A 13,876-nucleotide genomic window follows, 5' to 3' on the forward strand; every position below is an offset into this window, starting at 1 on the left:
TGCGGTCGTGCACCGCCGGTGGTGGAAGCGGTCCGCCTCCACCACCAGGGGCGGTGTCAGGCGTCGCGGCGGCGGAGCACGACGGCGGCCGCGACGAGCGCGACGACGGCGTAGCCGGCGAGCACGGCGAAGCCGACCCAGGGTGTCAGCAGGTGGTCCGGGGTGGTCCCCGTCGCGATGACGCGCTCGCCGGCGGTGCTGGGCAGGAACTTGTTGATGGTGCGCACCCACTCGATGTCCGAGGTGCTCACGAGGATGTTGAACACCATCGGCAGCACGAACAGCAGCGCCACCAGCGTGAAGATCGCGCCGGCCGTGTGGCGCAGCAGCGTGCCGACACCGAGGGCCAGGGCCACGACGGCGACGAGGTACAGGACGGTGCCGCCCAGCGCACGGAGGGTCTCGCCGTCGGACAGGTCGAGCGAGATGTCGACGGACGACAGGATCGGCATGGTCACGAGCCAGGACAGCGCGAGGCCGACGACGCTGAGGGCGACCGTGGTCACGACCAGCACGGCCAGCTTGGCGGTGAGCACCTGGATCCGCTGCGGCACGGCCGCGAAGGTGGCCCGCACCATCCCGGACGAGTACTCGTTCGTGACGGCCAGGGCGCCGAGCACGGCTACCACGAGCTGGGCGAACGAGTAGCCGATGGTGACCACCGCGACCGCGTCGAACATGCCCTCGACCTGCACGCTCGGGTCCTGGGCCATCTCCTGCTGGATGTCCGGGGACTGCATCGTGAGGCGGGCGATCGCGGCGAACATGAGCGCGAAGCCCACCATGATCACCACGGTGGCCCCGACGGTCCACCAGGTGGAGCGCAGGCTCCACAGCTTGATCCACTCCGAGCGCAGGGTGCGGCCGAAGCCGACCCGCGCCGGGCGGGCGGTGGCGGTGGCGGTCATCGGGCGGTCTCCTGGTCCTCGGTGGGGCTCGTGCGGTACTCGACGGCGTCCGCCGTCAGCTCCATGTAGGCGTCCTCCAGGGTGGAGCGCACCGGGGTGAGCTCGTGGAGCACGACGCCGCTGGTCAGCGCCAGCTCGCCGATCGCGGGGGCGTCGAGGCCGGTGACCTCGAGCACCTCGGCGCGCGGCGGGGCCCCGTGGCGCCCGGGGCCCTGCGCGAGGGCGTCCGCCTCGTCGTCGGGCCGGGGCACCGCGACCGAGGCGCCGGCGCGCTCCAGGGCCTCGCGCAGCGTGGCGGCTCCGGGCGTGCGCACGCGCACGGAGCGGCGCGAGGCGCTGTCGACGAACTCGCTCACGGGGGCGTCGGCGAGGATGCGGCCCCGCCCGATGACGATCACGTGGTCGGCGGTGAGCGCGACCTCGCTCATGAGGTGGCTGGAGAGGAACACGGTGCGGCCCTCGGAGGCCAGGTGCTTGGCCAGGTTGCGCACCCACAGCACCCCCTCGGGGTCGAGACCGTTGACGGGCTCGTCGAGGATGAGGGTGCGCGGGTCGCCCAGGAGCGCCGTGGCGATGCCCAGGCGCTGGCCCATGCCGAGGGAGAAGCCGCCCACCCGCTTGCGGGCCACGGGGGCGAGCCCGGTCAGCTCCACCACCTCGTCCACCCGCGAGTCCGGGATGCCGTGCGTGGCCGCCAGCGCGCGCAGGTGCTGGTAGGCCGAGCGTCCGGGGTGCACGGCCCGCGCCTCGAGCAGGGCACCCACCTCGGTGAGCGGGGCGTGCAGCCGGGCGTACGGGTGGCCGTTGACCGTCACCGACCCGGCAGTGGGCCGGTCCAGGCCCATGATCATGCGCATCGTGGTGGACTTGCCGGCGCCGTTGGGGCCCAGGAACCCCGTGACGACTCCGGGGCGCACGGTGAACGAGACGCCGTCCACCGCCGTCTTCGACCCGTACCTCTTGGTCAGGTCGTGTGCCTCGATCATGGGCGTCCTCTCGTGTGCTCCGGGTACCTGTCCGAGCCTAGGGCGGCGGACCCTCGCGGTCACCGGCGACCCACGGACGTCACCCGGGCTGCGTCCCGAGGCGCGGCCGTTGCCCGGGGCGTCCGCAATGGCCCGTGGCGCAGGCCTCGGGGAGGATGGGAACTCCTCGCACGCTCTCGGCGTTGTGCGAGGTGGACACGGCAGTTGTCACGGTAGGACCCGGCTCTGCGTGCCGACGACCCGTCGGTGCGGACCCGGCAGGCCGCGACCAGGAGGAGCCCATGAGCAACCCCGTCTTCTCGAACAGCGACGTCTTCGGCGAGCCGCGCCGCACCGGCGCGCGCCGTCCGTCGGGCGGCGTTGGCACGGCGCCCGCGCCCGGCTACGGCCAGGCGCAGCACGGCCAGTACGGCGCGCAGGCCGCGGACGCCGCGGCCCTGGAGAACATGTACAACGCGCCGTCGGCGACGACGGCGGACACCAAGCGACTCACGTACGACGACGTCATCGTCAAGACCGGCGGCCTGCTCGCCGTCCTCGTCGTGGCGGCCGCCGCGACCTGGTACGTCGCCCCGGGCCTGTGGCCGGTCGGCATGATCGCCGGCCTCGTGCTGGGCCTGGTCAACGCGTTCAAGAAGAACCCGAGCCCCGTGCTCATCAGCCTCTACGCCGTGGCGCAGGGCATCTTCCTCGGCGGCATCTCGGCGATGTTCGAGTCCGTGTCGAACGGCATCGTGCTGCAGGCGGTGCTCGCCACGGTCTCCACGTTCGCCGCCGCCCTGTGGCTGTACAAGTCGGGCCGCGTGCGCGTCACGCCCAAGTTCACGCGCTGGCTGCTCATCGCGATGGTGGGCTACCTCGTCTTCTCGCTCGTCAACGTCGTCCTCGTGTGGACCGGCGTGCTCGGCGGGTGGGGCATGCGCGGTGGCACGATCGGCATCCTCATCGGCCTGTTCGCCGTCGGCCTCGCCGCCGCCTCGCTGATCGTCGACTTCGACTCGATCAAGCGCGGCGTCGAGCAGGGCGTGCCGGCCAAGTTCGCCTGGGCCGCCGCCTTCGGCCTCCTGGTCACGCTCGTGTGGCTGTACCTGGAGTTCCTGCGTCTGCTGGCGATCCTCCGCGGCGACAACTGACGCCACCGGTACGGACCGCAGGCCCGCGACCCTCTCGGGGGTCGCGGGCCTGCGGCGTTCACGCCCCGGGTCCGCGGGTACCCTGACGCAGCCCCCGCCAGGCCCGCCCGACCGTCAGGAGACCGCCCGGTGACCCAGCGCATCAGCACGCGCAACGCCCGCTTCCAGCTGCTCGAGACGCTGCTGACCAACCGCACCAAGCGTGGGCGGGCCGGGCAGTTCCTCGTCCAGGGCGTGCGGCCGATCAGCATGGCCGTGGAGCACGGGTGGCAGGTGGACACGCTGCTGTACGACGTCGAGCACCGGCTCTCGGACTGGGCACGCGGCCTGCTGCACGACGTCGACGCCGAGCACGTGGCGATGTCGCCCGAGCTGCTGGCCGAGCTGGCGGAGAAGCCGGTGGGGGAGACGGAGCTGCTGGCGGTGGTGCGCATGCCCGCCGACGACCTGAACCGTGTCCCGGTCCCGGCGGACTTCCTGGGCGTGGTGCTCGACCGGCCGGGCCAGCCGGGCAACGTGGGCTCGATCGTGCGCTCGGCCGACGCGTTCGGGGCGCACGGCGTGATCGTGACGGGGCACGCCGCCGACCCCTACGACCCGCGCGCGGTGCGGGCCACCACCGGCTCCCTGTTCGCGGTGCCCGTGGTGCGCGCCCCCTCCCACCGGGAGGTGCTCGAGTGGGTGGACGAGCGGCGGGCGGCGGGCGTTCCCGTCACGGTGGTCGCCACGGACGAGGACGGCGACGCGGACGTCGCGCACACCGACCTCACGGGGCCGGTGCTGCTGCTCGTGGGCAACGAGACGGTGGGGCTCACGCGCGCCTGGCGCGAGGCGGCCGACGTCGTCGCGAGCATCCCGATGGGCGGCAGCGCGAGCTCTCTCAACGCCGCCAACGCGGCCTCGGTGGTGCTGTACGAGGCGCGCCGGCAGCGCGGCGCGGCGTCGGCCGGGTGACGCCCGGGCGCTCGCGCCGGCTCCGACGCGGGCGCCGCGCATAGGGAAGGATGGGCCCATGCGCTACGCCGAGCACATCTCCGACCTCGTGGGCGGGACCCCGCTGGTCAAGCTGAACACGGTCACCGAGGGCCTGTCCGCCACGATCCTCGCCAAGGTCGAGTACCTGAACCCGGGCGGCTCCGTGAAGGACCGCATCGCCCTGAAGATGATCGAGGCCGCGGAGGCCTCGGGAGAGCTGGAGCCGGGCGGCACGATCGTCGAGCCCACCTCCGGCAACACGGGGGTGGGGCTCGCGCTGGTGGCCCAGCGCAAGGGGTACCGGTGCGTGTTCGTGTGCCCGGACAAGGTGGCCAAGGACAAGCGGGACGTGCTCGAGGCGTACGGCGCCCGTGTGGTGGTGACGCCCACGGCGGTGCCGCCGGACGACCCGGACTCGTACTACTCCGTCTCCGACCGCCTGGTGCGGGAGATCCCGGGGGCGTGGAAGCCCAACCAGTACGCCAACCAGAACGGCCCCGCCTCGCACTACGAGTCGACCGGCCCGGAGATCTGGGCGGACACCGAGGGTCGCGTGACGCACTTCGTCGCGGGCGTGGGCACGGGCGGCACCATCACCGGCACGGGCCGCTACCTGCACGACGCCTCCGCCGAGCGCCCGGCTGCCGAGGGCGGGCGCGTGCACGTGGTGGGGGCCGACCCGGCGGGATCGGTGTACTCCGGCGGGGACGGGCGCCCGTACCTGGTCGAGGGCGTGGGCGAGGACTTCTGGCCGCCCGCGTACGACCCGACGGTGCCGGACGAGATCATCGCCGTCACCGACGCGGAGTCGTTCGCGATGACGCGCCGCCTGGCTCGCGAGGAGGGCCTCCTGGTGGGCGGCTCGTGCGGCATGGCCGTGGTGGCCGCGCTGCGCCTGGCCCGCCGGCTCGAGGAGGAGGACCCGGCGGCGGCCGCGAAGGCCGTGATCGTGGTGCTGCTGCCCGACTCCGGGCGCGGCTACATGTCCAAGATCTTCGACGACTCCTGGATGCGCTCCTACGGGTTCCTCGACGCGTCGGACGGCGTGACGGCGGGGGACATCCTGCGCTCGAAGGCCGGGGACATCCCGCAGCTGGTGCACGCCCACCCCACGGACACGGTGCACGACGCGATCGAGATGCTGCGCGAGTACGACGTCTCGCAGATGCCCGTGGTGGTGGCGGAGCCGCCGGTGAAGATCGGCGAGGTGGCGGGCTCGGTGACCGAGCGCGTGCTGCTGGACCTGGTGTTCTCCGGCAAGGCGCAGCTCGCCGACCGCGTCTCCGACCACATGGAGCCGCGCTTCCCCCTGGTGGGCGCGGGCGAGAGCGTCGAGGCGGTGCGCCAGGCGCTGCACGACGCCGACGCCCTCCTGGTGGTGGACGGCGGCAACCCGGTGGGCGTGCTTACCCGTCACGACCTGCTGGGCTACCTGGCGCGCTGAGGCGGGGCCGCGAGAGGGCCCTCCTCCGACCGGCGTCCGCGGATCGCGGCGCCGGGCACGACACGGGGCCGTGGCCCGTCCTCTCCGGACGGGTCACGGCCCCGGCGCGTGCGGGCGGCGCCTCGCGGTGTGCCGCGCTGGCGCCCTCAGGCCGAGTGGTGCGCGGCCTCGAAGTGGAAGCCCTCCGTGCTCGTGTTCTCGGCCCGGATCACGTGCATGACGGCGTTGATGAGTGCCAGGTGCGTGAACGCCTGGGGGAAGTTGCCCAGGTGGCGGCCGCTGCGCGGCTCGATCTCCTCCGCGTAGAGGTCCAGCGGGCTCGCGAAGCCCAGCAGCCGCTCGCACAGCGCCCGCGCCTGCTCCACGTCACCGATCTCCACCAGCGCGGAGACCAGCCAGAACGAGCAGATCGTGAACGTTCCCTCCTCGCCCTGGAGGCCGTCGTCGGTCTCGTCGACCCGGTAGCGCAGCACCAGGCCGTCCTCCGTCAGCTCCTCGGCGATGGCGCGCACCGTGTTGACCACGCGCTCGTCGTCGGCCGGCAGGAACCGCAGCAGAGGCACCAGCAGCAGGGACGCGTCGAGCGCGTCGGAGCCGTAGCGCTGCACGAACACCCCGCGCTCGTCCACGCCGTTGGCGCAGATGTCGGCGTGGATCTCGTCCGCCACCTTCTGCCACTGCTCGGCGAAGTCGTGCTCGTCGTACAGCCGCGCCAGGCGCGCGCCACGGTCCATGGCCACCCAGCACATGAGCTTGCTGGACGTGAAGTGCTGCGGCTCGCCACGCACCTCCCAGATGCCGCGGTCGGGCAGGTGCCAGTGCTTGGCGGCCTCCTCGACCTGCCGCTTGAGGATGGGCCAGAGGGACTCGGGGAGCTGCTCGCGGGACTTGGTGTGCAGCCACACCGAGTCCAGCACGGCGCCCCACACGTCGTGCTGGCGCTGGTCGTAGGCGGCGTTGCCGACGCGCACCGGGCGGGCGCCCTCGTAGCCCGAGAGGTGGTCGAGCTCGCTCTCCTCGAGCCGCTCCTCGCCGCCCACGCCGTACATGATCTGGAGCTGCTTGTTGTCGCGGCACACGTCGTGGATGAACGCGAAGAAGTCGTTCGCCTCGCGGTCGAGGCCGAGCGTGTACAGGCCCCACAGCGCGAACGTCGAGTCCCGGATCCACGAGTACCGGTAGTCCCAGTTGCGCTCCCCGCCGGGCGTCTCGGGCAGCGACGTGGTGGCCGCGGCGATGAGCGCCCCGGTGGGGGCGTAGGTCAGGCCCTTGAGGGTCAGCGCCGATCGCTGCAGGTAGGCGCGCCACGGGTGGTCGGGGAACACGCCCTGGGTGATCCAGTCGCGCCAGAACTGCTCGGTGCGCCACATGGCGTCCGCGGCCTCCGACCACGTGGACGGCGGCGTCAGGCCCGACCACGCCAGGGCGACGAAGTGCTGGTCACCCTCGCTCATGCGGCTGCGGGCGTTGGCCCGGCCGCCCTCGATGCCCAGGCGCAGGCTCGAGGTCAGGCGCAGGTCGGGGTGCGGGGCGCCACCGTGCAGGGCGACGTTCTCGGCCTTGGCGACGACGGTGTCGTAGCCCTCGCCGTCGTACTTCCAGTTGGCGTGGGTGCGCCCGTAGCCAGGCATGGGCTCGCAGACCACCTCGAGGTCCACGGTGCCGGAGACGCACTTGACCGTGCGCAGGAGCAGGTGCTCGGCGTCGTCGTCGGTGGGCGTGCGGCGGTGGGTCTGCGAGCGCTTCTGCGTGTTGTGCCACGGGCCCATGACCATCGCGTCGCGCACCACGAGCCAGCCCGTCGACGTCTGCCACGTCGTCTCCAGCACCAGGGTGCCGGGCAGGTAGCGGCGTGCCACGGGGACGCGCACGCCGTACGGGCCCACGCGGAACATCCCGGCCCCGCGGTCGAGCACCGCGGAGAAGATGCTGGGGGAGTCCGGGCGGGGCACGCACATCCACTCGATCGAGCCGGACGGTGCCACGAGCGCGTTGGTCTCGCAGTCGGACAGGAACGCGTAGTCCGCGATGGACGGGAAGGGGCTGCGGCCGTCCTGGAGGAGGCCGTGCGAGGAGATCGCGGGCTGCGCGAGGTGCGAAGTGCCGGAGGCGTCTGGCGACATGCTCCCAGAGTGCCTGGAACTGCCCGTCGGAGGCTACTCCGGGGGCGCGAGCCCGCAGGCTCCTCACATCACCGCCGGCGCCGTCGGGAGGTGGCCAGCGCGACACCCGCCAGGCTCACGGCGCCGCCCACGAACGCGAGCGGCGCGGGTGCCTCCGCCAGGAGCAGCCACGACAGCCCCACGACGATCGGCGGCACCAGGAACGTGGAGGCCGCCAGGCGCCCGGCGCTGCTGCGGGCCAGGGCGTACCCCCAGGTGGTGAAAGCCACCGCGGTGGGCAGCGCCCCGAGGTAGACGACGGCCAGCGTGGACGACGTCGGCGCGGCGGCGACGTCGCGGACCAGCGCTCCGGTGAAGGGCAGACAGGCCACGGTGGCGGCCACGCAGCCGAGCCACGTCATGGTGAGCGCGTCCACGTGCGCCAGGATCCGCTTCTGCGCCGTGGCGCCGAGGGCGTAGACCACGGCGGCGGTCAGTCCCAGCGCCACGCCCACGGCGTCGTGCGCCCCGGTCGACGTCGTGACGGCGATGAGCGCGACTCCGGCGAAGGCGACGGCGACGCCCGCCAGCAGGCGGCGCGGGAACCCCTCGCCGAGCAGCAGGCCGGCCAGCACGGCGACCAGCACGGGCGCCACGTTGACCAGCAGCGCCGTGGTGCCCGCGTCGAGGTGCCGCTCGGCGGCGTTGAGCGCCAGGTTGTACAGGCCGAACCAGCCGGTGCCCCAGGCGGCCACCGCCGCCAGCGCGCGCCCGCGCGGCAGGCGGGGCCAGGCGCCACGACGGGCGGCGGCGACGGCGACCACCGCGGTGAGCGCGACCGACCCGACGAGGTGTCGCCCCAGGGTCAGGGCGAGGGGGGAGTAGTCGTGGCCGGCGGCACGCACGCCCACGAAGGCCGAGGCCCACAGCACCAGGGTCACGGCCACGGCCGCGGGGGCGGCCCAGCGAGGGCCGGGTGCCACCGCCGTGCCGGCGGCCGTGCCGGCGGCGGGGCCTGTGGCGGGGGCTGTGATGAGGGCGGCGGTGGCGGGGCGGGCAGCGGGTGTCGCGGGGGTCGTCGGCGTCGTGGAGGTCACGTGAGGATCGTGCGCCTCCGGGAGGATGAAGCACCAGCACGTATCGCTGTCGTTTCATTCAGTCTGGCTGTACGGTCTGCTCATGCTCGACGTCCACCGGCTGCGCATCTTCCGCTCCGTCGTGGCCAGCGGCTCGGTGGTCGCCGCCGCCGCGAACCTCGGCTACACGCCGTCGGCCGTGAGCCAGCACGTCGCGGCCCTCCAGCGCGAGACCGGCCTCACCCTGCTCGAGAGGGCAGGCCGCGGGCTGCGACCCACCGCTGCCGGGCTCGAGCTCGCCGCCCAGGCCGACGCCGTCCTCGCCCGCATCGGCGAGGCGGAGTCCGTCGTCGCCGACTTGCGCGCCGGGCGCACCGGTCGCCTCTCGATCGCCTACTTCGCCTCCGTCGGCGCGGCGTGGCTGCCCACCGTGGTGCAGCGGCTCACCACCCAGTTCCCCGGCGTCCGCCTCGACCTGCGGCTGGAGGAGACGGTGCCCGACGACCCCGACGAGCGCGCCGACGTCCAGGTGGTCGTCGCCGGCCCGGGCGTCGAGCCCGGCCCCGGGTTCCGCTCCCACCACCTGCTCGACGACCCGTACGTCGCCGCGGTGCCGTGCGGTCACCGCCACGCAGGCCGCGCCGAGGTGGAGCTCGCCGAGCTGGCCTGCGAGCAGTGGGTCGACAACGACTTCGCGCGCGGCTGGTGCCGCCGCAACCTCCTCGAGGCCTGCACCGCCGCCGGGTTCAGCCCCGCGTTCCACGTCGAGGCCCACGACTACCCGACGGCGCTCGCCTTCGTCGCCGCCGGCGTCGGCATCACCGTGCTGCCCGAGCTCGCCGCCGCACGGCTGCCCGCCGGCGTCACCGCCGTGCCGGTGGTGCGCCCCACCCCGGTGCGGTCGCTGCACGCCGTCGTGCGCGACGCCGTCGCCGGGACGCCGACGGCGCGGGCGGCGCTCGCCGGGCTGCACGCCGCCGCGGCCGCGGGCCGCCCCGCCGCCGCATAGGCTGGACGGGTTCTGACCCCGGACGAAGATGAGGTACCCCTCGTGACCACGCTCCCCACCGCCACCGGCAGCTTCGGCGACAAGCCCGAGCTGACGTTCCCCGAGGGCGGCGCGCCCGCCGGCCTGCAGGTGCAGGTGCTCGAGGAGGGCACCGGCCCCGTCGTCGAGTCGGGCCGCACCATCGTCGTGAACTACCTGGGCCAGACCTGGGGCGGTCACGTCTTCGACAACTCCTACGACCGTGGCGCCACGATCGACTTCCCGATCGGCGTCGGCGCCGTCATCGGCGGCTGGGACAAGGGCCTCGTGGGCCGCAACGTCGGTGACCGCGTGCTCCTGTCGATCCCGCCGGAGCACGGCTACGGCATGCGCGGCGTGCCGCAGGCCGGCATCGGCGGCGGCGACACCCTCGTCTTCGTGGTCGACGTCGTCGGCGTGCGCTGACACCCGCCCACCGGGCAGGGGCCCGACGGCGGTACGGCCCTCGCTGAGGGCCGCACCGCCGTCGGGCCCCTGCTGCGTCACGGGTACGCCACCACCTGCGGCGAGGCGAACCCGCCCACGGCCGGGCCGCCCACGTCGTTGACCACGTGCTCGATCCCGCCCGACCCGTTGAGGAACACGCTGGTCATCGAGCGGAACGCGATCCCCGGCCCGGCGGGCGTGCGGATCCCCGAGGCGGCCCGGACGTCCACCCCCTGATTGAAGAACGAGTAGACGCCCAGGCCGGTCGCCCGGTGGGTGCCCACGTGGTCGGCCACCCGGTAGGACGCGTAGCCGCCCGGCCCGCCCCACGCCGCCTGGCTCGGCGGGTCGTAGGGCAGCTCGCTCTGGTAGAAGACGGTGGTGCCGCGCTCGCCGTTCCACACGGTCTGCTCCGCCTGGTAGTGCTCCACGAACAGGCCCGTGGCCGTCACGTCGTCACCGTTGACCACCAGGCCGTGCGCCCCGGTGTTGCGGTCCCAGGCGACGCCGTCCCCGTGGTCGGCACGCCACAGCCACAGGTGGTCGAGCAGCACGCCGTCGCTGTTGACCTCCACCGACGTGACCGCCTTGCCCTCCCACGGGCCGCCCACGCGCACGAACACGTCGGTCAGCGTGGTGGGGTCGGCCGGGTCGGAGGCCTGCGCACCGCCCGGGCCCACCCGCACGAGCACCTGCGACTCGGGCACGTTGGCGTCCACGGTGATGCCGGCGACCTTGACGCCGGTGACGTCGCCGACCTCGAGCGCGGCGTTCCCGCCGGTCGGGGTCAGCGACGCGTAGCCCAGGCCCAGCACCACGGTGCCGGCGCGGTCCACCTGCAGGGGGCGGTCGAGCCGGTAGACGCCGGGCGTGAGGATCAGGTGCCGGCCCTGCGCGAGCTGGGCGTTGATGCTCTGGGCGTCGTCGCGGTCCGGGCGGGCCACGTAGAAGTCGCCGATCGGCACGGACCGCCCGGCGTCGGCGGCCGTGGACCAGTCGACCCCGCGCGTGTCACGGCGGGCGTGCGGCACGAACACCGCCAGGTTCCCGTCTCCGCCCCGGTACAGGAACGGCGCCTCGCGGCTCAGCGGGGTGCGGTCGAGCGTCGTGGTGACGCCCGTGCTGCCGTCGGCCCGGGGGCCGAAGTCGGTGGCCGGGGCACCCTCGACGCCGGAGAACACCATGTTCCACACGCCGCCGTCCCAGGCGCCCACCTCGGAGTTGCGCGTGAACCACTGCTGCTGCGAGCCGCTCACGATCGTGCCGGTCACCCGCGAGTTCGCCAGGTAGCCGCCCGACGCGAACTCGCCGTACCGGCCGAACAGGGTCAGGTCGCCGCGGATCTCCACCCGCCGCATCGGCGCGGCCTGCGACACGGCCCAGCGCATCTGGTGCGGCTCGGTCACGCCTGCCGGGTACGGCAGGTGGGCGTCGTCGCCGACGGGGCGCTGGATCGGGTTGATGGCGAGGTTCGACATCGAGCGCCAGAACCGGGTCAGCGAGCCGGGGTCGCCGCACGCCCACGGGTACTCCGGGCACCCGACCACGGGCTCCACGTGCAGGGCGCCGTTGATCAGCACGTCGCCCGGCTGGGCGCCGAGCCCCGCCACGGCCTGGTAATAGCCCACGGACGCGTTGACGATGTCGGTCGCCGTGGAGGGGTCGGCCTGGCCGGCGGCGCTGCCGTAGACGCCCGGCTCGAAGAACACCTGGTGGCGGTTCTGCGAGAACTCGGGCTCGTCGTTGACCTGGTCCAGGAACGTGTTGATCCGGTCGGTGGACCACGACGGGTCGATGAACGTCACGTGCGGGCCGAAATCGGGGTCGGCCGCCAGGGTGCCCGGCCCGGTGCGCTGCACGTCCGAGCTCGTGGCGGGGCTCGGACCAGGTGCGGCGGCGGCCGGTGGCAGGGAGGCGCTCGCGACCAGCGCGAGCACTGCTGCTCCGAGGGGGAATGCGCGAATCGTCTTCATCGACTTCTCCTCGATCGGTGGCGCGCGCCACGACGTCGTGGCGGGCCGTGAGAGGGAACGCGCGCCGCTCGGTGAGCGACGTGCCACCGACCGTACCGGAGCCTTACTGACCTGTCAGTGTCAGCGGGTGCGCACGCTGCGGGTCACCGTGAAACGGGCATCCCGGGCCACCTGCTCCGTGCGCCCCACGGCCCGCTCCAGCGCAGGCCGGTACCGCAGCACCGAGTTGTAGACCGTCCACAGCTCCCCGCCCGGCCGCAGCACCCGGCCCGCCGCAGCGAACATCCGGTGCGCGGCATCGGTGGACACCGCCGCCCGGTCGTGGAACGGCGGGTTGCACAGCACCAGGTCGGCGCTCGCAGGCTCCTCGCCCTGGCCCGCGTCGTCACGCAGCACGACGACGCGCTCCGCCACGCCGTTCGCCTGCGCCGTCGCGCGCGCCGAGGCCACCGCGGCAGCCGAGCGGTCCGTGGCCACCACCCGCGTGCCCGGGTCGCGCAGCGCCAGCACGACGGCCAGCAGGCCCGTGCCGCAGCCCAGGTCCACCGCGTCGGCCGGAGCGGCGGGCCAGCGGTCGGCCGTGCGCAGCAGAGCCCGCGTGCCGAGGTCCAGGCCCGTGCCGGCGAACACCCCGCCGTGCGCCACGACGCTCACCCTCGACCCGGGGGGCAGGCCCGCCGCGGCCACGAGCTCGGCGTCCGCCAGCGCCGCCGTCACCGGGAACGACGACGCAGCTGCGCGCGCGGCCGGGAGCGGACGGGAGGCGACCAGCACGCGCGACTTGCTGCGCGCCCGCGTGGCCCGCACCTCGCCGAACGACGCCCCCAGCACGTCGTTCATCGCGTGCGTCATGTGCTTGACGCGCCCGCCGGCCAGCACCACCACGTCCTCGGACGCCTCCCGGGCGACCAGCTCGGTCACCTCCTGGAGCTCGGCCAGCGACCGCGGCAGCTGCAGCAGCACCAGCCGGGCACCGCGCACCAGCCCCGCCTCCAGGCGGTCGTGCGCGGTCACCCCGAAGGTGCCGACGGCGGCGCGCACCGCTGCCCCCGCCGCCGCGCGGGCGTTCTCCGCCAGCGCCCGCTCCGAGGTGAGGGCGTCGGTGTGCGCCCGAGGCTCTCGCGCCCCCAGGGCCACCGCCCCGAGCGTGAGCGCCCCGAACCGGTCGCCGACCACGACGACGTCACCAGGCCCCGCGGCCTGCGCGAGGTAGGGGCGCGCCTCGTCCAGCAGCAGGCGGTCCGTGGCGTCCGCCGCGACCGGGCCGTCCGCGCGAGAGCCGTCCTGCGGCCACGGCACCAGGGCCGCCAGCGTCGCGTCCAGCACCGCCGCGGCGCCGTCGTCGGGCACGCCGTCGTCGGGCACCACGGGTCAGTCGCGGGCGGCGGGCCGGCGGGCGGCGCGCGCCTTGTCCTGCGCGGCCTTCGCCGCCAGGCGCTCCTCCTCCTCGCGAACCTTCGCGAAGACCTCGCGCTCGTGGGTCAGCCAGGCCGGCGGGTCCGCGCGCAGCTCGTCGATCTGCTCGGTGGTCAGCGCCTCCGTGACGCCACCGCGGGCCAGCCCGGCGATCGAGACGCCCAGACGACCCGCCACGACCGGGCGCGGGTGCGGCCCGTCACGGCGCAGGTCCGCCAGCCACTGCGGCGGGTTCTTCTCGAGCTCCTCCAGCTCGGCCCGGGTCACGCCGTTCTCCTGGAACTCCGGGGGAGTCGCCGGGAGGTAGACCCCCAGGCGCTTGGCCGCGTTCGACGGCTTGAGGACCTGCTGCGAGAAGGGGGTGCCTGCCATGGACCCAAGCCTACGGC

General features: G+C 74.2%; 12 protein-coding genes. 5 read left to right on the forward strand and 7 right to left on the reverse strand.

Annotated features, from left to right (window positions below; translation table 11 throughout):
* Window positions 1-56: 56 nt before the first annotated feature.
* The gene (locus DNL40_RS05025; protein ID WP_111250132.1) at window positions 57-908 is read right to left on the reverse strand and encodes an ABC transporter permease; all 852 of its coding nucleotides are present in this window, start codon (window positions 906-908) and stop codon (window positions 57-59) included.
* On the reverse strand, window positions 905-1,894 hold the full coding sequence (locus DNL40_RS05030) for an ABC transporter ATP-binding protein (protein ID WP_111250133.1): 990 nt from the start codon (window positions 1,892-1,894) through the stop codon (window positions 905-907). Before DNL40_RS05030 ends, DNL40_RS05025 begins: the two co-directional genes overlap by 4 nt.
* A 281-nt stretch (window positions 1,895-2,175) precedes the next feature.
* On the opposite strand from DNL40_RS05030, the gene DNL40_RS05035 reads away from it, so the two are divergent.
* From DNL40_RS05035 to DNL40_RS05045, 3 genes are all read left to right on the forward strand, one after another.
* Complete coding sequence (locus DNL40_RS05035) at window positions 2,176-3,027, forward strand: Bax inhibitor-1/YccA family protein (protein WP_111250134.1); 852 nt, start codon at window positions 2,176-2,178, stop codon at window positions 3,025-3,027.
* Window positions 3,028-3,156: 129 nt separating this feature from the next.
* Window positions 3,157-3,981 carry a TrmH family RNA methyltransferase gene (locus tag DNL40_RS05040; protein ID WP_111250135.1) on the forward strand — a complete coding sequence of 275 codons (825 nt, stop codon included), beginning with the start codon at window positions 3,157-3,159 and terminating at the stop codon, window positions 3,979-3,981.
* A 58-nt stretch (window positions 3,982-4,039) separates the two neighbouring features.
* Entirely contained in the window at window positions 4,040-5,446 is a 1,407-nt protein-coding gene (locus DNL40_RS05045; RefSeq protein ID WP_111250136.1) for a cystathionine beta-synthase, read from the forward strand.
* A 146-nt stretch (window positions 5,447-5,592) separates the two neighbouring features.
* Here DNL40_RS05045 and DNL40_RS05050 read toward each other — a convergent pair whose 3' ends face one another.
* Window positions 5,593-7,569, reverse strand: a complete 1,977-nt coding sequence (locus DNL40_RS05050) for a glycoside hydrolase family 15 protein (protein WP_111250137.1) — start codon at window positions 7,567-7,569, stop codon at window positions 5,593-5,595.
* A gap of 68 nt (window positions 7,570-7,637) precedes the next feature.
* A complete protein-coding gene (locus DNL40_RS05055; RefSeq protein ID WP_245885670.1) occupies window positions 7,638-8,645 on the reverse strand; it encodes a DMT family transporter in 1,008 nt (335 codons plus the stop codon).
* 82 nt (window positions 8,646-8,727) lie between these two features.
* On the opposite strand from DNL40_RS05055, the gene DNL40_RS05060 reads away from it, so the two are divergent.
* Window positions 8,728-9,633, forward strand: coding sequence for a LysR family transcriptional regulator (locus DNL40_RS05060; RefSeq protein WP_111250138.1), 906 nt, complete (start codon window positions 8,728-8,730; stop codon window positions 9,631-9,633).
* Between the two features lie 42 nt (window positions 9,634-9,675).
* Window positions 9,676-10,077, forward strand: coding sequence for an FKBP-type peptidyl-prolyl cis-trans isomerase (locus tag DNL40_RS05065; RefSeq protein WP_111250139.1), 402 nt, complete (start codon window positions 9,676-9,678; stop codon window positions 10,075-10,077).
* Between the two features lie 77 nt (window positions 10,078-10,154).
* On the opposite strand, the gene DNL40_RS05070 is transcribed toward DNL40_RS05065, so the two are convergent.
* The 3 genes from DNL40_RS05070 to DNL40_RS05080 all read right to left on the reverse strand — a co-directional run bounded on the left by DNL40_RS05070 (window position 10,155) and on the right by DNL40_RS05080 (window position 13,859).
* A complete protein-coding gene (locus tag DNL40_RS05070; RefSeq protein ID WP_111250140.1) occupies window positions 10,155-12,071 on the reverse strand; it encodes an adenylyl cyclase in 1,917 nt (638 codons plus the stop codon).
* A gap of 120 nt (window positions 12,072-12,191) precedes the next feature.
* Window positions 12,192-13,436: a class I SAM-dependent methyltransferase gene (locus tag DNL40_RS05075; RefSeq protein ID WP_425450760.1), complete on the reverse strand. Its 1,245-nt coding sequence runs from the start codon at window positions 13,434-13,436 to the stop codon at window positions 12,192-12,194.
* Window positions 13,437-13,442: 6 nt separating this feature from the next.
* Window positions 13,443-13,859, reverse strand: coding sequence for a DUF5997 family protein (locus DNL40_RS05080; RefSeq protein WP_111250141.1), 417 nt, complete (start codon window positions 13,857-13,859; stop codon window positions 13,443-13,445).
* Window positions 13,860-13,876 lie beyond the last annotated feature (17 nt).

It is taken from the genome of Xylanimonas oleitrophica (genome assembly GCF_003244315.1).
GTDB lineage: Bacteria > Actinomycetota > Actinomycetes > Actinomycetales > Cellulomonadaceae > Xylanimonas_A > Xylanimonas_A oleitrophica.